Here is a 15,813-nt window from a genome sequence, read left to right as displayed (position 1 = left end):
CACCTTAGCCCAGAATGTCTTCGACGGACTTACCACGCTTCGCCGCGATGTCTGCCGGGGTCGACTGCTTGCGCAGGCCGTCCAGCGTCGCACGAACGAGGTTGTACGGGTTCGTCGAACCGTGGCTCTTGGCCACGACGTTTTGCACGCCCATCACGTCGAACACTGCGCGCATCGGGCCGCCAGCGATCACACCGGTACCGTCCTTCGCCGGAGCGAGGAGGACTGCGGATGCGCCGTGCTTACCGTGCACTTCGTGTTGCAGCGTGCCGTTCTTCAGGGGCACCTTGAACATGTTGCGGCGGGCTTGTTCCATTGCCTTCTGAACGGCAACCGGAACTTCCTTTGCCTTGCCCTTGCCCATGCCGACGCGGCCATCACCGTCGCCAACCACGGTCAGTGCGGCGAAACCGAGAATCCGGCCACCCTTCACGACCTTGGTCACGCGGTTGACCGAAATCATCTTTTCGCGCAGGCCATCGTCGCGTTCGTCAGCCTGAACTTTCGCTTGCATCTTTGCCATGACGAATTCTTCCCTTAGAACTTGAGCCCGGCTTCGCGCGCCGCATCAGCCAGCGCCTTCACGCGGCCGTGGTAGCGGAAACCCGAGCGGTCAAAGGCGACGGATTCGATGCCGGCTGCCTTGGCCTTTTCGGCGATACGCTTGCCGATCAGGGTCGCAGCGGTGACGTTGCCGCCCTTGCCCGACTTGTCGGCCAGTTCAGCACGCACTTCAGCTTCCAGCGTCGAGGCGCTTGCCACGACCTTCGTGCCGCATGCCGAGAACACTTGCGCGTAGATATGCGTATTCGTGCGATGCACGGCCAGACGCGGAACCTGCAGCTCAGCGATCTTGATACGCGTCTGACGAGCGCGGCGCAGGCGAGATTGAGTCTTATCCATGATTGCGCACCCTTACTTCTTCTTCGTTTCTTTGAGGATCACGACCTCGTCGGAATAACGCACGCCCTTGCCCTTGTACGGCTCAGGCGGACGATAGCCGCGCACTTCTGCTGCGGTCTGTCCGACTTTCTGCTTGTCGATCCCCTTGATCACGATTTCGGTCTGCGACGGGGTTTCAGCCTTGACGCCTTCCGGCATCTGGTGCACCACGGGGTGCGAGAAACCCAGCGACAGGTTCAGCTTGTCGCCTTGCGCTTGCGCACGATAACCAACGCCAACCAGCGTCAGCTTGCGCTCGAAACCCTTGGTAACGCCCTGCACCATGTTCGCCAGGAGGGCGCGCATCGTGCCGGACATCGCGTTCGCTTCGCGGCTTTCGTCCGTCGGAGCCAGCTTCAGCGTGCCATCTTCGTTCGTCACGGCGACCAGCTTGTTAGCCGATTGCGAGATCGTGCCGAGCGGACCCTTCACGGTGATGACGTCGCCCTTGATCGCCACTTCCGCGCCTTGCAGCGCGATCGGGCTTTTACCTACTCGAGACATGTATCTTCTCCTTAGGCGTTAAGCGACGTAGCAGATGACTTCGCCGCCGACGCCGTTCTGGCGCGCCTTGCGATCGGTCATCACACCCTTCGGCGTCGAGACGATGGCAACGCCCAGGCCGTTCATGACCTGCGGAATGTCGTTGCGACCGCGGTACACGCGCAGACCAGGCTTCGAGACGCGCTCGAGGCGCTCGATAACCGGACGGCCAGCGTAGTACTTCAACGCGATGTTCAATTCGATCTTCGCACCTTCAGCCTTCACCGCGAAGTCGTCGATATAACCTTCGTCCTTCAAAACCTGCGCAATCGCAACCTTGACTTTCGACGAGGGCATAGTCACCGAAACCTTCTCAACCATCTGCGCATTGCGGATGCGAGTCAGCATATCGGCGATAGGATCACTCATGCTCATTTATGTTTCTCCTATTACCAGCTCGCCTTGGTCAGGCCAGGGATTTCGCCGCGGAAAGCGATTTCACGAATCTTGCCGCGTGCGAGTCCGAACTTGCGGAACGTGCCACGCGGACGACCCGTGATCGCGCAGCGGTTGCGCTTGCGAGTGGGGTTCGAATTACGGGGCAGTTGTTGCAGCGCCAGACGCGCGAGGTAACGCTCTTCGTCCGACTTGCTTGCGTCGTCGATCACAGCCTTCAGCTCAGCACGCTTCGGAGCGTACTTGGCTGCCAGGCGCGCGCGCTTCTTTTCACGTTCGATCAGTGCCAGTTTAGCCACGGTAACCTCAGTTTCTGAACGGGAACTTGAAGCCGGCGAGCAATGCCTTTGCTTCTTCGTCGGTCTTCGCAGTCGTCGTGATGCTGATGTTCAGCCCACGCAGCGCGTCGATCTTGTCGTAGTCGATTTCGGGGAAAATGATCTGCTCTTTCACACCGATGTTGTAGTTACCACGGCCGTCGAACGCCTTTCCCGACACGCCACGGAAGTCACGCACGCGAGGCAGCGCAACCGTCACGAAACGGTCCAGGAATTCGTACATGGCATTGCCACGCAGGGTAACCATCGTGCCAATCGGGTAGCCTTCGCGGATCTTGAAACCAGCGATTGCCTTACGCGACTTGGTGATAACCGGCTTCTGGCCGGCGATCTTCGTGAGGTCGCCAACGGCGTGCTCAAGGACCTTCTTGTCAGCGACGGCTTCGCCAAGACCCATGTTCAGGGTGATCTTGGTGAGGCGCGGCACTTCCATGACCGACTTGTAACCGAACTTTTCAACCAGTTGCGGCACAACCTTTTCTTTGTAAATCTCTTGCAGACGAGCCATTTTTTAACTCCGCGTCAGGCGTTGAGCGTGGCGCCGGTCGACTTCAAGAAGCGAACCTTCTTGCCGTCTTCGACCTTGATGCCAACGCGCGATGCCTTGCCGTTCGCGTCGACCAATGCGACGTTCGAAATATGCAGCGGCATCGTTTTGGCTTCCACGCCGCCCGTCGTACCCTTCATCGGGTTCGGCTTCACGTGCTTCTTGACGAGGTTGATACCCTCGACCGTCACACGATCTTCCCCAACGGCCAGCACGGTGCCGCGCTTGCCCTTGTCCTTGCCGGTGGTGACGATGACTTCGTCACCCTTGCGAATCTTGTTCATCGCGACTCCTTACAGCACTTCCGGCGCGAGCGAAACGATCTTCATGAATCGTTCGCTACGCAGTTCACGCGTAACCGGCCCAAAAATACGCGTGCCGATCGGCTCGAGCTTCGTGTTCAACAGAACGGCGGCATTGCCATCGAACTTGATGAGCGAGCCATCTTGGCGACGCACGCCCTTGGCCGTACGAACGACCACGGCGTTGTAAATTTCGCCCTTTTTCACGCGTCCGCGCGGCGTCGCTTCCTTGACGGTCACCTTGATGATGTCGCCAATGCTTGCGTAACGACGCTTCGAGCCGCCGAGCACCTTGATGCACATGACTTCACGCGCACCCGTGTTGTCGGCCACTTCAAGCCGAGTTTCGGTCTGGATCATGGTTTATCTTTCCCAACTTAATCCGATTGCACCACCATGGCACAGCCGGTCAGTCTTGGTCCCGTCAGCCAAATGGCTGCTTGGGTTAGAACAGGCAGCAACGGCAGACGAAACCCGCCATCGCAATCCGGTGAATCTGTCGACTCAGGCTGGCGCCCAAGCCGGCTTCCCCCACCAATTTCGCCCGCGACGGGGCTCCCACAAAGAGGGAAGACCGAGATTATAACAAATAATCCCGGTCTTGCAAGCGAAACTTACTGCGATACAACTACTTACAGCATCGCCTAACTTCGGCTTCAGATCACGCGAGCGGCTTCAACCAGCTTCGACACAACCCAGGCCTTCGTCTTCGAAATCGGACGGGTTTCCTGGATTTCGACGAGATCGCCTTCGTTGTACGTGTTCGCGTCATCATGCGCGTGATACTTCTTCGAGCGCACGACGTACTTGCCGTAGATCGGATGCTTCACGCGGTGCTCGACCAGCACGGTGACCGTCTTGTCCATCTTGTTGCTGACGACCTTGCCGACCAGCGTCCGCTTGAGCGAGGTTTTTACGCTATCGTTCATTTCTGGTTCGCCTTCTCGGTCATGACGGTGCGCACACGTGCGATGTCGCGACGGACCTTCTTCAGCTGGCTCGTGTTCGTGAGCTGCTGGGTCGCGAGCTGCATACGCAAGCCAAATTGCGCCTTGAGCAGGTCCGACAGCTCCTTGTTGAGCGCGGCCTGGTCTTTCTGGCGAAGTTCAGTTGCCTTCATCATTTACTCCTTAGGCGCCGAGCTGACGGACGACGAAGTACGTCTTCAGCGGCAGCTTCGCTGCAGCCAGACGGAACGCTTCGCGCGCCAGTTCTTCGGTGACACCGTCCATTTCGTACAGCATCTTGCCCGGTTGAATTTCAGCGACGTAGTACTCAGGGTTACCCTTACCGTTACCCATACGCACTTCGGCCGGCTTTTGCGAAATCGGCTTGTCCGGGAAGATACGGATCCAGATCCGGCCGCCACGCTTGATGTGACGCGTCATTGCACGACGCGCCGCTTCGATTTGACGCGCGGTCAAACGGCCACGACCGATGGCCTTCAGACCGTACTCACCGAACGACACCGCGTTGCCGCGCGTCGCCTTGCCGGTGTTACGACCCTTTTGCTCTTTGCGATACTTTCTGCGTTTCGGTTGCAGCATCGTTATTCTCCAGTCTTCGCGTCACCGCCACGGCGCGGGCCGCCACGGCGTGCACCTGCCGGGCCACCGCCTTCGCCATCGCGACGCGGACGGCGATCGCCACCCGGACGTGCGTTACGGCGCGGACGCTTTTCTTCCGCCACTTCTTCCACGACCGGCGCTTCGTTACGGCCGAGGGTGTCGCCCTTGTAGACCCACACCTTCACGCCGATGATGCCGTACGTCGTCTTGGCTTCGGACGTCGCGTAGTCGATATCGGCACGCAGCGTATGGAGGGGCACGCGACCTTCGCGATACCACTCGGTACGAGCGATTTCGATACCGTTCAGACGGCCCGCGCTCATGATCTTGATGCCCTGGGCACCAAGACGCATCGCGTTCTGCATCGCGCGCTTCATCGCGCGGCGGAACATGATCCGGCGCTCGAGCTGCTGCGTGATGGAGTCAGCGATCAGCTGAGCATCGGTTTCCGGCTTGCGGATTTCTTCGATGTTGACGTGAACCGGAACGCCCATGCGCTTTTGCAGCTCGGCCTTCAGCAGTTCGATGTCTTCACCCTTCTTGCCGATGACAACGCCCGGACGCGAGCTGTAAATCGTGATGCGCGCGTTCTTCGCAGGACGCTCGATGACGACGCGGCCAACCGAAGCGTTCTTCAGCTTCTTCTTCAGATATTCACGAACACCGATGTCTTCCTGCAACATTGCCGCGAAATTGTTGTTGTTCGCGTACCAGCGCGAAGCCCAATTGCGGCTGACGGCCAAACGGAAGCCAGTCGGATGAATTTTCTGTCCCATCGTATGGCTCCTTAATTCCCGACCGTCACAGTGATGTGACAGGATTGCTTCTCGATGCGGTTACCGCGACCCTTGGCGCGTGCGGTGAAACGCTTCAGCGAAGCAGCCTTGTCGACGTAGATGCTCGTGATCTTGAGCTCGTCGATATCGGCGCCTTCGTTGTGTTCCGCATTCGCGATCGCAGAGAGCACGACCTTCTTGACGATACCCGCCGCCTTCTTCGGCGAGAACGTCAGGACGTTCAGCGCCTTGTCGACCGGCAGACCACGGATCTGGTCAGCCACAAGGCGCGTTTTCTGCGCCGAGATGCGGGCACCGCGATGAATTGCCTTCACTTCCATCTTGATTGCCCCTTATTTCTTGGCCTTCTTGTCGGCCGCGTGACCCTTGAACGTACGGGTCAGTGCGAACTCGCCAAGCTTATGGCCGACCATGTTTTCCGTGACGTACACCGGAACGTGTTGACGGCCGTTGTGAACAGCGATCGTCAGACCGATGAAGTCCGGCAGAATCGTCGAACGACGCGACCAGGTCTTGATCGGCTTCTTGTCACGCGTAGACGCAGCCGCTTCAACCTTCTTCAGCAAATGAGCGTCGCAGAACGGACCTTTTTTAGCAGAACGTGTCATTGCCTACTCCTTAACGCTTGTGACGGCGCTGGACGATCATCGTCGTCGTGCGCTTGTTGCTGCGGGTGCGATAGCCCTTCGTCGGCGTGCCCCACGGGCTCACCGGATCGCGACCTGCTGCCGTCTTACCTTCACCACCGCCGTGCGGGTGATCGACCGGGTTCATTGCAACGCCGCGCACCGTCGGGCGGATACCGCGCCAGCGGTTCGCGCCAGCCTTACCGATTTGACGGAGGCTATGCTCTTCGTTGCCCACTTCACCGATCGTCGCGCGGCACTCGACGTGCACGCGGCGGATTTCGCCCGAGCGCAGACGCACTTGAGCGTAGACGCCCTCGCGAGCCAGCAGCATGGCGGACGTGCCAGCCGAACGCGCCATTTGCGCGCCCTTGCCGGGCAGCATCTCGATGCAGTGGATCGTCGTACCGACCGGGATATTGCGGATCGGCAGAGCGTTGCCTGCGCGGATCGGCGCTTCCGAACCGGACATCAGCTGTGCGCCAACCGCCACGCCCTTCGGCGCGATGATGTAGCGACGCTCGCCGTCTGCGTACAGAACCAGCGCGATGTTCGCGCTACGGTTCGGGTCGTACTCGAGACGCTCGACCTTTGCCGGGATGCCGTCCTTGTTGCGACGGAAATCGACGATACGGTAATGCTGCTTGTGACCACCACCCTGGTGACGCGTGGTGATACGGCCGTTGTTGTTACGGCCCGCCGACTTGGATTGCGAATCGAGCAGCGCTGCGTGCGGCTTGCCCTTATGCAGATCCTTGTTGACGATCTTGACCATCGCGCGGCGACCCGGCGAGGTCGGCTTAACTTTCACGATTGCCATGATTACTTGGCCTCCGCTTCAAAGTTGATTTCCTGGCCGGGCTTCAGGCAGACGTACGCCTTCTTCACGTCCTTGCGCTTACCGTTGAAGCGGCCAAAGCGCTTTGCCTTGCCCTTCGTGACGAGCACGTTGACGGAATTGACTTCGACCTTGAACAGCAGCTCGACAGCAGCCTTCACTTCCTGCTTCGTGGCGTCCGGTGCGACTTCGAACACGACTTGTTCGTTCTTGTCGGCAACCAGCGTCGCCTTTTCGGAGATCACCGGCGCGAGCAGAACTTGCATCAAACGATGATCGTTTTTGCGAACTTCGCTCATGACAGCAACTCCTCGATCTGAGCGACCGCAGCCTTCGTGATCAGCACTTTCTTGAAGTAGATCAGCGAGAGCGGGTCGGCGTAACGCGGCTCGACAACTGCCACGTGGGCCAGGTTGCGCGACGCGAGGTACAGGTTTTCGTCGACCGTATCGGTAATCACCAACACGGAGTCGAGACCCATCGCCTTGAATTTTTCGGCCAGCAGCTTGGTCTTCGGAGCTTCGAGTACGAAGTCTTCGACGACTGCAATACGGCCTTCGCGAGCCAACTGCGAGAAGATCGAGCGCAGACCTGCGCGATGCATCTTCTTGTTGACCTTGTGCGAGAAGTTCTCTTCCGGCGAATTCGGGAAGATACGACCACCGCCACGCCACAACGGGCTCGACGACATACCGGCACGAGCGCGGCCCGTACCCTTCTGACGCCACGGCTTCTTGGTGGTGTGCTTGACCTGCTCGCGGTCCTTCTGCGCGCGGTTGCCGCTACGTGCGTTCGCCTGATAAGCGACGACGATCTGGTGAATCAGGGCTTCGTTGTAATCGCGACCGAACACGGTGTCCGATGCGTTCACGCCAGCGCCTTCCTGACCATTGGCATTCAGGAGCTTAAGTTCCATTATTTCGCTCCTTTCACAGCACGCGTCTTGACGGCCGGGGTCACGAAGACCTTGCCGCCCTTCGCACCCGGAACAGCACCGCGGACGAGCAGCAGATTGCGCTCAGCGTCGATGCGGGCGATTTCGAGGTTTTGAACCGTGACGGTCTCGTCACCGAGGTGACCCGTCATGCGCTTGCCCGGGAACACGCGACCCGGATCCTGCGCCATACCGATCGAACCCGGAACGTTGTGCGAACGCGAGTTACCGTGCGTCGCGCGACCGGATGCGAAGTTGTAGCGCTTGATCGTGCCGGCGTAGCCCTTACCAATCGACGTGCCTTGCACATCGACCTTCTGGCCGACTTCGAAAATATCCGTAGCGATGACAGCGCCGTTCGACAGTTCGCCTGCCTTGGCTGCATCGATATGGAATTCCTTGAGGATTTCACCGGCTTGAACGCCGGCTTTGGCGAGGTGGCCCGCCAACGGCTTCGTCACACGCGATGCGCGGCGAGTACCGAATGCAACCTGAACGGCGGTATAACCATCCGTTTCAACGGTCTTGATCTGCGTCACGCGGTTGTCCGACACGTCCAGCACGGTGACGGGGATCGAATCCCCCTCAGGCGTGAAGATACGGGTCATGCCAACCTTGCGACCTACGAGTCCAAGGCTCATCGTTTTCTCCATTCCCAACTGCGATTGGTCGGGGCTGATTTACAAATGCCGGCTTCGTTACGGGAAACTGGGTCGGCTATTCTTGCACCACTTTCTGCGCCTTTGAAGCGCATGGGCGCGAAAAGCCTTGGAGTATAACAAGGCTTTTCGAATCCTGCAAGCAATCAAAGACTTAGCTCTGTCCGACCTTGTTGTTGCCGATCAGCAGAGCTTTTGGGACTTACTGCAGCTTGATTTCGACGTCGACGCCTGCCGGCAGGTCGAGCTTCATCAGCGCGTCGACGGTCTTGTCCGTCGGATCGACGATGTCCATCAGGCGCTGGTGGGTGCGGATTTCGAGCTGGTCGCGCGACGTCTTGTTGACGTGCGGCGAACGCAGGATGTCAAAACGCTGAATACGCGTCGGCAGCGGCACCGGGCCACGGACGATCGCGCCAGTCCGCTTCGCCGTGTCGACGATCTCGGCTGCCGATTGATCGATCAGGCGATAGTCGAAAGCCTTCAGACGAATGCGGATTTTTTGGTTCTGCATGACGATTCCTTGAAAAGAGCGAGGCGGTATTGCACCGCACATGGGCAAAAGAGCGTAGGACCGGATATCCGTTGAGACGGACATCCGGCCCCGGTTTACTGCATTACTGCGACTTCAAATCGAGCAAGCCCGATATCTTACTCGATAATCTTTGCCACGACACCGGCGCCGACGGTACGGCCGCCTTCACGGATGGCGAAGCGCAGACCTTCTTCCATGGCGATCGGAGCGATCAGCTTCACCGTGATCGACACGTTGTCGCCCGGCATCACCATTTCTTTGTCCTTCGGCAGCTCGATCGAGCCCGTCACGTCCGTCGTACGGAAGTAGAACTGCGGACGGTAGTTGTTGAAGAACGGCGTATGACGGCCGCCTTCGTCCTTGCTCAGCACATACACTTCAGCCGTGAAGTGCGTGTGCGGCGTGATCGAACCCGGCTTGGCCAGAACCTGGCCGCGCTCCACGTCTTCACGCTTCGTGCCGCGCAGCAGGATACCAACGTTGTCGCCTGCCTGACCTTGGTCGAGCAGCTTGCGGAACATTTCCACGCCCGTGCAGGTCGTCTTCACCGTCGGCTTGATACCGACGATTTCGATTTCCTCGCCGACCTTCACCAGGCCACGCTCGATACGACCCGTCACCACCGTGCCGCGACCCGAGATCGAGAACACGTCTTCCACCGGCATCAGGAACGAACCGTCAACCGCGCGCTCCGGCGTCGGGATGTACGTGTCCAGCGCGTCGGCCAGGCTCATGATCGCCACTTCGCCCAGTTCGCCCGCGTCGCCTTCCAGCGCCAGCTTCGCCGAACCCTTGATGATCGGGGTGTCGTCGCCCGGGAAGTCGTACTTCGACAGAAGCTCACGCACTTCCATTTCGACGAGCTCGAGCAGTTCGGCGTCGTCCACCATGTCGCACTTGTTCAGGAACACGATGATGTACGGCACGCCGACCTGGCGAGCCAGCAGGATGTGCTCACGCGTTTGCGGCATCGGGCCGTCAGCGGCCGAGCACACCAGGATTGCGCCGTCCATCTGCGCCGCGCCCGTGATCATGTTCTTCACATAGTCAGCGTGGCCCGGGCAGTCGACGTGCGCGTAGTGGCGGTTAGCCGTTTCGTACTCGACGTGCGCGGTGTTGATCGTGATACCACGCGCCTTTTCTTCCGGCGCTGCGTCGATCTGGTCGTACGCCTTTGCTTCGCCGCCGAACTTCTTGGTCAGCACCGTCGTGATTGCTGCCGTCAGCGTGGTCTTGCCGTGGTCAACGTGACCGATCGTGCCCACGTTCACGTGCGGCTTGGTCCGCTCGAATTTACCTTTTGCCATGATTACCTTCTTTCAAAGTTTGGTTATCGGTTTAAAGCTTGTGGCTTGCGCCGAATTACATGCGGGAATTACTTACCCTTGGCGTTGATGATCGCTTCGGCGACGTTGCGCGGGGCTTCAGCGTAATGCTTGAACTCCATCGTGTACGTTGCACGGCCTTGCGTCAGCGAGCGCAGCGAGGTCGAGTAGCCGAACATTTCCGACAGCGGCACTTCGGCGCGAACAATCTTGCCGCCACCAATCATGTCTTCCATGCCCTGGACGATACCGCGACGGCCAGACAGGTCGCCCATCACGTTGCCCATGTAGTCTTCCGGCGTTTCGACTTCCACAGCCATCATCGGTTCGAGGATGACCGGGCTTGCCTTGCGCATTGCTTCCTTGAAGGCCATCGAACCGGCCATGCGGAACGCGTTTTCGTTCGAGTCCACGTCGTGGTACGAACCGAACGTCAGGTGCACCTTCACGTCCACCACCGGGAAGCCTGCCAGCACGCCCGACTTCAGCGTTTCCTGGATACCCTTGTCCACGGCCGGGATGTATTCGCGCGGAATCACGCCGCCCTTGATCTCGTCCAGGAACTCGTAGCCCTTGCCCTGCTCGTTCGGCTCGAGCGTGATGACCGCGTGACCGTACTGGCCGCGACCACCCGACTGCTTGACGAACTTGCCGTCGACATCTTCAGCCTTGCTGCGGATCGTCTCGCGGTAAGCAACCTGCGGCTTGCCGACAGTCGCTTCCACGTTGAACTCGCGGCGCATCCGGTCAACCAGGATTTCGAGGTGCAGTTCGCCCATGCCCGAAATAATGGTCTGGCCCGACTCTTCGTCCGTCTGAACCCGGAACGACGGATCTTCCTGTGCGAGACGATTCAGCGCGAGACCCATTTTTTCCTGGTCCGGCTTGGTCTTCGGCTCGACGGCCTGCGAGATCACCGGCTCCGGGAAAATCATGCGCTCGAGCACGATCGGATGCTGCGGATCGCACAGCGTGTCGCCCGTCGTCGCTTCCTTCAGGCCAACGGCTGCCGCGATGTCGCCCGCGCGCACTTCCTTGATTTCTTCGCGCTGGTTCGCGTGCATCTGCAGAATACGGCCAAGGCGCTCCTTCTTGTCCTTGGTTGCGTTCAGCACAGTGTCACCGGAATTCACGACGCCCGAATACACGCGGAAGAAGATCAGCTGACCGACGAACGGGTCCGTCATGATCTTGAATGCCAGCGACGAGAACTTTTCGTCGTCGGATGCACGGCGCTCGCCCTTCTCGCCGCTTTCGAGCTCGCCCGTGACCGGGGGAATGTCAACCGGCGACGGCAGGAAGTCGATCACGGCGTCGAGCATGCGCTGCACGCCCTTGTTCTTGAACGCGGTGCCGCACAGCATCGGCTGGATTTCGCACGCGATGGTCCGGTCGCGGATCGCCTTGACGATTTCCGCTTCGCTCAGCTCTTCGCCGCCGAGGTACTTTTCCATCAGCTCTTCGCTGGCTTCGGCAGCCGACTCGATCATCTTTTCGCGCCACTCGTTGCACGTGTCAACGAGTTCGGCCGGGATGTCCACGTAATCGAACTTCGTGCCTTGCGACGCTTCGTCCCAAATGATCGCTTTCATCTTCAGCAGATCGACGACGCCCTTGAAGTTTTCTTCCGCGCCGATCGGCACCACGACCGGAACCGGGTTCGCCTTCAGGCGGTTCTTCAACTGGTCATAGACCTTGAAGAAGTTCGCACCGGTACGGTCCATCTTGTTGACGAACGCGAGACGGGGAACCTTGTACTTGTTCGCCTGACGCCACACCGTTTCCGACTGCGGCTGCACGCCGCCCACTGCACAGTAGACCATGCACGCGCCGTCGAGAACGCGCATCGAGCGTTCCACTTCAATCGTGAAGTCGACGTGTCCCGGCGTGTCGATGATGTTGATGCGGTGCTCGGGGTAGTTGCCGCCCATGCCCTTCCAGAAGGCCGTGGTAGCAGCCGACGTAATGGTGATGCCGCGCTCCTGCTCCTGCTCCATCCAGTCCATCGTTGCTGCGCCGTCGTGAACTTCACCGATCTTGTGGTTCACGCCCGTGTAGAACAGAATGCGCTCGGTCGTCGTCGTTTTGCCGGCGTCGATGTGAGCGCTAATACCGATATTGCGGTAGCGCTCGATAGGTGTCTTGCGAGCCACTTTGGAATCCTTTTTCGGTCAACGCACCAGCGAGTGCCCGTGCGTTCTAACACAAACGGGCGAGGCGCCTGGAGTAGCGCACCCGCCCTGATTTTTCCGTTTGCCCTATGAGCGGGAGCTTAGAAACGGAAGTGCGAGAATGCCTTGTTGGCCTCCGCCATGCGGTGAACTTCGTCGCGCTTCTTCATTGCGCCGCCGCGGCCTTCCGCGGCTTCCGAGAGTTCACCTGCGAGACGCAGGGCCATCGACTTTTCGCTGCGCTTCTTCGCGGCTTCACGCAACCAACGCATCGCCAATGCCATACGACGCGAGGGACGCACTTCGACCGGAACCTGATAGTTGGCACCACCAACGCGACGGCTCTTCACTTCGACCACCGGCTTCACGTTGTTGAGCGCAACCGTGAACACTTCCAGCGGGTCCTTGCCACCCTTGGTCTGGATTTGTTCAAAAGCGCCGTACACGATACGCTCGGCAACCGACTTCTTGCCGGAGAGCATCAGCACGTTCATGAACTTGGCTACATCTACGTTGCCGAACTTCGGATCCGGCAACACTTCCCGCTTGGGGACTTCGCGACGACGCGGCATGATTCTTCCTTTACTTTTTCAGTTGGAGCGGATTTTCCCGCCCCGCGGCCACCAACTAACCCGATCCATCTATTCGACTAAACCAGCTTGGCCGGGTGACCACTTACTCGATAGCACCGGCAATTCCGGCACCACCGCCTAAACCGCCTTGCGGCGACCTGATTCTTCTACTGCAGGCGGGCGACTTACTTGCCAGCCTTGGCACGCTTCGCGCCGTACTTCGAGCGAGCCTGCTTACGATCCTTGACGCCCTGGGTATCCAGCGAGCCACGAACCATGTGATAACGCACACCAGGCAAGTCCTTCACACGGCCGCCGCGGATCAGCACGACCGAGTGCTCTTGCAGGTTGTGGCCTTCACCACCGATGTACGAAATGACTTCGAAGCCGTTCGTCAGACGAACCTTGGCGACCTTACGGAGTGCCGAGTTCGGCTTCTTCGGCGTCGTCGTGTACACACGGGTGCACACGCCACGACGCTGAGGGCAGTCCTGCAGGGCCGGCGACTTGCTCTTCGTCGTTTCCGACGTGCGGCCTTTGCGAACCAGTTGATTGATGGTTGGCATTGTCTAATCCTAAAAATGAACAATTTCCGCGCAGCTTCTTACGGGCAAAGCGAAAAGAATTGCGCGTTTAACAATCTCGCCGATGAATTCCACATCGCGCATCCAGCCCTAAGCCGGATCCGAAGGCGGACCAAGAACGAGAACCAAGCATGATATTCCGAAAATCCCAATTGGGTCAATACGTTGCGGGGATTTCCGCGGCTTTTGCGGCGGAGGTTGTCAGTCGGAGCCTACGACATCGAGCAACTCGTCGCCGAAACGCTCGAGTTTGCGCACGCCGATGCCGGGAATGTGTCGCAAATCTTCGATGGTGTCGGGATCGCTTCGCGCGATTTCCGCCAGCGTCGCGTCGTGGAAGATGACATAGGCGGGCACGCCGTCGCTCTTCGCCGTTTCCGCCCGCCACGCGCGCAGACGCTCCCAGCGCGACTTCTCGCGCGGCGACATGCCGGCGGTCGGATCGGCACGCTCGCCCGTGCGAGCCGATGACTGCCGCGTACGCACCGGCTTCACGTACTTGCGCAACGTGACCGGCTCTTCACCCTTGAGCACCGACTTGCTAGCGTCGGTCAGCACGAGCGAGCCGAATCCTTCGTGATCGACGGCAAGATAGCCAAACGCGACCAATTGGCGGAACACGGCGCGCCATTCGGCTTCGGAGAGCGCCGCGCCCACGCCGAACGTCGAAATCTTTTCATGTCCGCGCTGCAGCACTTTCTCACTGCGAGTGCCGCGCAGAATGTCGATCAAATGTCCCGCGCCGAAGTGAAAACCGCTCGCCTTCTGCGCACGATAGACGCACGACAGCGCCATCTGCGCCTCACGCGTGGCGTCGAACGATGCGGGCGGCTCCAGACACGTGTCGCAATTGCCACACGGCTTGCTCGCCTCGCCGAAGTAAGCGAGCAGTCGAACGCGACGGCACGACGCCACCTCGCACAATCCGAGCAGCGCGTCGAGCTTGCCGGTCTGTACGCGCTTGTGCGCATCGTCGGCCTCGGATTCGTCGATCATCTTGCGCTGCTGCACGACATCGCCCAGACCGTAGGCCATCCACGCGTTCGCCGGCATGCCGTCGCGGCCCGCGCGGCCGGTCTCCTGATAGTAGCCTTCGACGCTCTTCGGCAAATCCAGATGCGCGACGAAGCGAACATCCGGCTTGTCGATGCCCATGCCGAACGCGATCGTCGCGCACATGACGATGCCCTCCTCGCGCTGAAACATCTCCTGATGCTTCTGCCGGATCTCGAACTCCATGCCCGCGTGATACGGCAACGCGCGAACGCCCTGGCCTTTCAGCCATTCCGCGGTTTCCTCGACCTTGCGGCGCGACAGGCAGTACACAACGCCGGCGTCGGTCGTGCCGTCCTTGTTTGTGTGCTCGGCGCGTATGAAGTCGAGCAATTGCGAGCGCGCATTGTCCTTTTCGACGATCCGGTAACGAATATTCGGCCGATCGAAGCTCGAAACGAAGATGCGCGCGTCGTCGAGCGCGAGCCGATGCACGATTTCGTCGCGCGTGATGGCGTCCGCGGTTGCCGTCAGCGCGATGCGCGGCACCTCCGGAAAACGCTCGTGCAGCACGGAAAGCTGAATGTATTCGGGACGGAAATCGTGGCCCCATTGCGATACGCAGTGCGCTTCGTCGATCGCGAACAGCCCGACCGGCGCGCTGTCGAGCAGATCGAGAAAACGCGGCGTCATGAGGCGCTCGGGCGCGACGTACAGTAAATCGATCTCGCCATTGCGCAACGCGCGCTCAGTCGCGGCGGCTTCCGCGCCCGACAGCGTGGAATTCAGATACGCCGCCCTCACGCCGACTTCGGTCAACGCGGCGACCTGATCCTGCATCAACGCGATGAGCGGCGACACGACGATGCCCGCGCCGAACCCTTCTTCGCGCCGCACGAGCGATGGAATCTGATAGCACAGCGACTTGCCGCCGCCCGTGGGCATCAACACGAGCGAATCGCCGCCGTTCGCGACATGCTCGACGATCTCCGCCTGTTGGCCGCGAAACGCGGGATAGCCGAAGATTTCGTTGAGTATTTCGAGCGAACGGGACATGAGCGGAAAGACGCAATGCGGCGTGAGAGATAACGAATTCTACCAACGCATGCACGCGTGAAAACCGCGTTGGCCGAACGGCAGAGG

The 15,813-nt window shown here is 59.8% G+C and carries 24 protein-coding genes; all 24 read right to left on the bottom strand.

Annotated features, from left to right (window positions below):
- Positions 1 to 4: 4 nt before the first annotated feature.
- Positions 5 to 523: a 30S ribosomal protein S5 gene (rpsE, locus tag AWB79_RS29200; protein WP_061170928.1), complete on the bottom strand. Its 519-nt coding sequence runs from the start codon at positions 521 to 523 to the stop codon at positions 5 to 7.
- A gap of 14 nt (positions 524 to 537) precedes the next feature.
- Positions 538 to 903 carry a 50S ribosomal protein L18 gene (gene rplR / locus AWB79_RS29195; RefSeq protein ID WP_061170927.1) on the bottom strand — a complete coding sequence of 122 codons (366 nt, stop codon included), beginning with the start codon at positions 901 to 903 and terminating at the stop codon, positions 538 to 540.
- A gap of 12 nt (positions 904 to 915) precedes the next feature.
- Positions 916 to 1,446, bottom strand: coding sequence for a 50S ribosomal protein L6 (rplF, locus tag AWB79_RS29190; protein WP_061170926.1), 531 nt, complete (start codon positions 1,444 to 1,446; stop codon positions 916 to 918).
- An 18-nt stretch (positions 1,447 to 1,464) separates the two neighbouring features.
- Positions 1,465 to 1,860, bottom strand: coding sequence for a 30S ribosomal protein S8 (gene rpsH, locus AWB79_RS29185; protein ID WP_035506756.1), 396 nt, complete (start codon positions 1,858 to 1,860; stop codon positions 1,465 to 1,467).
- 14 nt (positions 1,861 to 1,874) lie between these two features.
- Entirely contained in the window at positions 1,875 to 2,180 is a 306-nt protein-coding gene (gene rpsN / locus AWB79_RS29180) for a 30S ribosomal protein S14 (protein WP_008343864.1), read from the bottom strand.
- Between the two features lie 7 nt (positions 2,181 to 2,187).
- Positions 2,188 to 2,727, bottom strand: a complete 540-nt coding sequence (gene rplE / locus AWB79_RS29175; protein WP_014192474.1) for a 50S ribosomal protein L5 — start codon at positions 2,725 to 2,727, stop codon at positions 2,188 to 2,190.
- 14 nt (positions 2,728 to 2,741) lie between these two features.
- Positions 2,742 to 3,050, bottom strand: a complete 309-nt coding sequence (gene rplX / locus AWB79_RS29170) for a 50S ribosomal protein L24 (RefSeq protein WP_061170925.1) — start codon at positions 3,048 to 3,050, stop codon at positions 2,742 to 2,744.
- A gap of 9 nt (positions 3,051 to 3,059) precedes the next feature.
- Positions 3,060 to 3,428 carry a 50S ribosomal protein L14 gene (gene rplN / locus AWB79_RS29165; RefSeq protein WP_006998478.1) on the bottom strand — a complete coding sequence of 123 codons (369 nt, stop codon included), beginning with the start codon at positions 3,426 to 3,428 and terminating at the stop codon, positions 3,060 to 3,062.
- Between the two features lie 296 nt (positions 3,429 to 3,724).
- The gene (gene rpsQ, locus AWB79_RS29160) at positions 3,725 to 3,997 is read right to left on the bottom strand and encodes a 30S ribosomal protein S17 (RefSeq protein WP_008343854.1); all 273 of its coding nucleotides are present in this window, start codon (positions 3,995 to 3,997) and stop codon (positions 3,725 to 3,727) included.
- Positions 3,994 to 4,188 (bottom strand): 50S ribosomal protein L29, encoded by a 195-nt coding sequence (rpmC, locus tag AWB79_RS29155; RefSeq protein WP_008343853.1) that lies wholly within the window; start codon positions 4,186 to 4,188, stop codon positions 3,994 to 3,996. Before rpmC ends, rpsQ begins: the two co-directional genes overlap by 4 nt.
- Positions 4,189 to 4,198: 10 nt before the next feature.
- Positions 4,199 to 4,615: a 50S ribosomal protein L16 gene (rplP, locus tag AWB79_RS29150; RefSeq protein ID WP_061170924.1), complete on the bottom strand. Its 417-nt coding sequence runs from the start codon at positions 4,613 to 4,615 to the stop codon at positions 4,199 to 4,201.
- A 2-nt stretch (positions 4,616 to 4,617) separates the two neighbouring features.
- Positions 4,618 to 5,412: a 30S ribosomal protein S3 gene (gene rpsC, locus AWB79_RS29145; RefSeq protein ID WP_061170923.1), complete on the bottom strand. Its 795-nt coding sequence runs from the start codon at positions 5,410 to 5,412 to the stop codon at positions 4,618 to 4,620.
- Positions 5,413 to 5,423: 11 nt separating this feature from the next.
- Positions 5,424 to 5,753 carry a 50S ribosomal protein L22 gene (gene rplV, locus AWB79_RS29140; protein ID WP_007730533.1) on the bottom strand — a complete coding sequence of 110 codons (330 nt, stop codon included), beginning with the start codon at positions 5,751 to 5,753 and terminating at the stop codon, positions 5,424 to 5,426.
- 12 nt (positions 5,754 to 5,765) lie between these two features.
- Positions 5,766 to 6,041, bottom strand: a complete 276-nt coding sequence (rpsS, locus tag AWB79_RS29135; protein ID WP_008343850.1) for a 30S ribosomal protein S19 — start codon at positions 6,039 to 6,041, stop codon at positions 5,766 to 5,768.
- Between the two features lie 10 nt (positions 6,042 to 6,051).
- Positions 6,052 to 6,879 carry a 50S ribosomal protein L2 gene (rplB, locus tag AWB79_RS29130; protein WP_061126158.1) on the bottom strand — a complete coding sequence of 276 codons (828 nt, stop codon included), beginning with the start codon at positions 6,877 to 6,879 and terminating at the stop codon, positions 6,052 to 6,054.
- 2 nt (positions 6,880 to 6,881) lie between these two features.
- The gene (gene rplW / locus AWB79_RS29125) at positions 6,882 to 7,196 is read right to left on the bottom strand and encodes a 50S ribosomal protein L23 (RefSeq protein ID WP_035967599.1); all 315 of its coding nucleotides are present in this window, start codon (positions 7,194 to 7,196) and stop codon (positions 6,882 to 6,884) included.
- Positions 7,193 to 7,813: a 50S ribosomal protein L4 gene (gene rplD, locus AWB79_RS29120; protein ID WP_061170922.1), complete on the bottom strand. Its 621-nt coding sequence runs from the start codon at positions 7,811 to 7,813 to the stop codon at positions 7,193 to 7,195. Before rplD ends, rplW begins: the two co-directional genes overlap by 4 nt.
- Positions 7,813 to 8,472, bottom strand: a complete 660-nt coding sequence (gene rplC / locus AWB79_RS29115; RefSeq protein WP_061170989.1) for a 50S ribosomal protein L3 — start codon at positions 8,470 to 8,472, stop codon at positions 7,813 to 7,815. Before rplC ends, rplD begins: the two co-directional genes overlap by 1 nt.
- A 220-nt stretch (positions 8,473 to 8,692) precedes the next feature.
- A complete protein-coding gene (rpsJ, locus tag AWB79_RS29110) occupies positions 8,693 to 9,004 on the bottom strand; it encodes a 30S ribosomal protein S10 (RefSeq protein ID WP_006998489.1) in 312 nt (103 codons plus the stop codon).
- Positions 9,005 to 9,141: 137 nt separating this feature from the next.
- On the bottom strand, positions 9,142 to 10,332 hold the full coding sequence (gene tuf / locus AWB79_RS29105; protein WP_061170913.1) for an elongation factor Tu: 1,191 nt from the start codon (positions 10,330 to 10,332) through the stop codon (positions 9,142 to 9,144).
- Between the two features lie 68 nt (positions 10,333 to 10,400).
- Complete coding sequence (gene fusA / locus AWB79_RS29100) at positions 10,401 to 12,503, bottom strand: elongation factor G (protein WP_061170921.1); 2,103 nt, start codon at positions 12,501 to 12,503, stop codon at positions 10,401 to 10,403.
- A 119-nt stretch (positions 12,504 to 12,622) separates the two neighbouring features.
- Entirely contained in the window at positions 12,623 to 13,093 is a 471-nt protein-coding gene (gene rpsG / locus AWB79_RS29095; RefSeq protein WP_006053291.1) for a 30S ribosomal protein S7, read from the bottom strand.
- Positions 13,094 to 13,278: 185 nt separating this feature from the next.
- Positions 13,279 to 13,659 carry a 30S ribosomal protein S12 gene (rpsL, locus tag AWB79_RS29090; RefSeq protein ID WP_006053290.1) on the bottom strand — a complete coding sequence of 127 codons (381 nt, stop codon included), beginning with the start codon at positions 13,657 to 13,659 and terminating at the stop codon, positions 13,279 to 13,281.
- A gap of 219 nt (positions 13,660 to 13,878) precedes the next feature.
- Complete coding sequence (recQ, locus tag AWB79_RS29085) at positions 13,879 to 15,726, bottom strand: DNA helicase RecQ (RefSeq protein WP_061170920.1); 1,848 nt, start codon at positions 15,724 to 15,726, stop codon at positions 13,879 to 13,881.
- Positions 15,727 to 15,813: the final 87 nt, after the last annotated feature.

The organism is Caballeronia hypogeia, assembly GCF_001544875.2.
Lineage (GTDB): Bacteria > Pseudomonadota > Gammaproteobacteria > Burkholderiales > Burkholderiaceae > Caballeronia > Caballeronia hypogeia.
Note: the sequence above shows the minus strand (reverse complement) of the source record. Positions and strands in the feature narration are given on the sequence as shown.

Excerpts from the sequence above, each read along its gene's own strand:
- rplD (WP_061170922.1), bottom strand. The coding sequence starts at position 7,813 with ATGGAACTTAAGCTCCTGAATGCCAATGGTCAGGAAGGCGCTGGCGTG.
- rplV (WP_007730533.1), bottom strand. The coding sequence starts at position 5,753 with ATGGAAGTGAAGGCAATTCATCGCGGTGCCCGCATCTCGGCGCAGAAA.
- rplC (WP_061170989.1), bottom strand. The coding sequence starts at position 8,472 with ATGAGCCTTGGACTCGTAGGTCGCAAGGTTGGCATGACCCGTATCTTC.
- rpsE (WP_061170928.1), bottom strand. The coding sequence starts at position 523 with ATGGCAAAGATGCAAGCGAAAGTTCAGGCTGACGAACGCGACGATGGC.
- rpsH (WP_035506756.1), bottom strand. The coding sequence starts at position 1,860 with ATGAGCATGAGTGATCCTATCGCCGATATGCTGACTCGCATCCGCAAT.
- rpsL (WP_006053290.1), bottom strand. The coding sequence starts at position 13,659 with ATGCCAACCATCAATCAACTGGTTCGCAAAGGCCGCACGTCGGAAACG.
- rplP (WP_061170924.1), bottom strand. The coding sequence starts at position 4,615 with ATGCTGCAACCGAAACGCAGAAAGTATCGCAAAGAGCAAAAGGGTCGT.
- rplW (WP_035967599.1), bottom strand. The coding sequence starts at position 7,196 with ATGAGCGAAGTTCGCAAAAACGATCATCGTTTGATGCAAGTTCTGCTC.
- rpsC (WP_061170923.1), bottom strand. The coding sequence starts at position 5,412 with ATGGGACAGAAAATTCATCCGACTGGCTTCCGTTTGGCCGTCAGCCGC.
- rpsG (WP_006053291.1), bottom strand. The coding sequence starts at position 13,093 with ATGCCGCGTCGTCGCGAAGTCCCCAAGCGGGAAGTGTTGCCGGATCCG.
- rplX (WP_061170925.1), bottom strand. The coding sequence starts at position 3,050 with ATGAACAAGATTCGCAAGGGTGACGAAGTCATCGTCACCACCGGCAAG.
- rpmC (WP_008343853.1), bottom strand. The coding sequence starts at position 4,188 with ATGAAGGCAACTGAACTTCGCCAGAAAGACCAGGCCGCGCTCAACAAG.
- rpsQ (WP_008343854.1), bottom strand. The coding sequence starts at position 3,997 with ATGAACGATAGCGTAAAAACCTCGCTCAAGCGGACGCTGGTCGGCAAG.
- recQ (WP_061170920.1), bottom strand. The coding sequence starts at position 15,726 with ATGTCCCGTTCGCTCGAAATACTCAACGAAATCTTCGGCTATCCCGCG.
- rplN (WP_006998478.1), bottom strand. The coding sequence starts at position 3,428 with ATGATCCAGACCGAAACTCGGCTTGAAGTGGCCGACAACACGGGTGCG.
- tuf (WP_061170913.1), bottom strand. The coding sequence starts at position 10,332 with ATGGCAAAAGGTAAATTCGAGCGGACCAAGCCGCACGTGAACGTGGGC.
- rplR (WP_061170927.1), bottom strand. The coding sequence starts at position 903 with ATGGATAAGACTCAATCTCGCCTGCGCCGCGCTCGTCAGACGCGTATC.
- rpsJ (WP_006998489.1), bottom strand. The coding sequence starts at position 9,004 with ATGCAGAACCAAAAAATCCGCATTCGTCTGAAGGCTTTCGACTATCGC.
- rplE (WP_014192474.1), bottom strand. The coding sequence starts at position 2,727 with ATGGCTCGTCTGCAAGAGATTTACAAAGAAAAGGTTGTGCCGCAACTG.
- rplB (WP_061126158.1), bottom strand. The coding sequence starts at position 6,879 with ATGGCAATCGTGAAAGTTAAGCCGACCTCGCCGGGTCGCCGCGCGATG.
- rpsS (WP_008343850.1), bottom strand. The coding sequence starts at position 6,041 with ATGACACGTTCTGCTAAAAAAGGTCCGTTCTGCGACGCTCATTTGCTG.
- rplF (WP_061170926.1), bottom strand. The coding sequence starts at position 1,446 with ATGTCTCGAGTAGGTAAAAGCCCGATCGCGCTGCAAGGCGCGGAAGTG.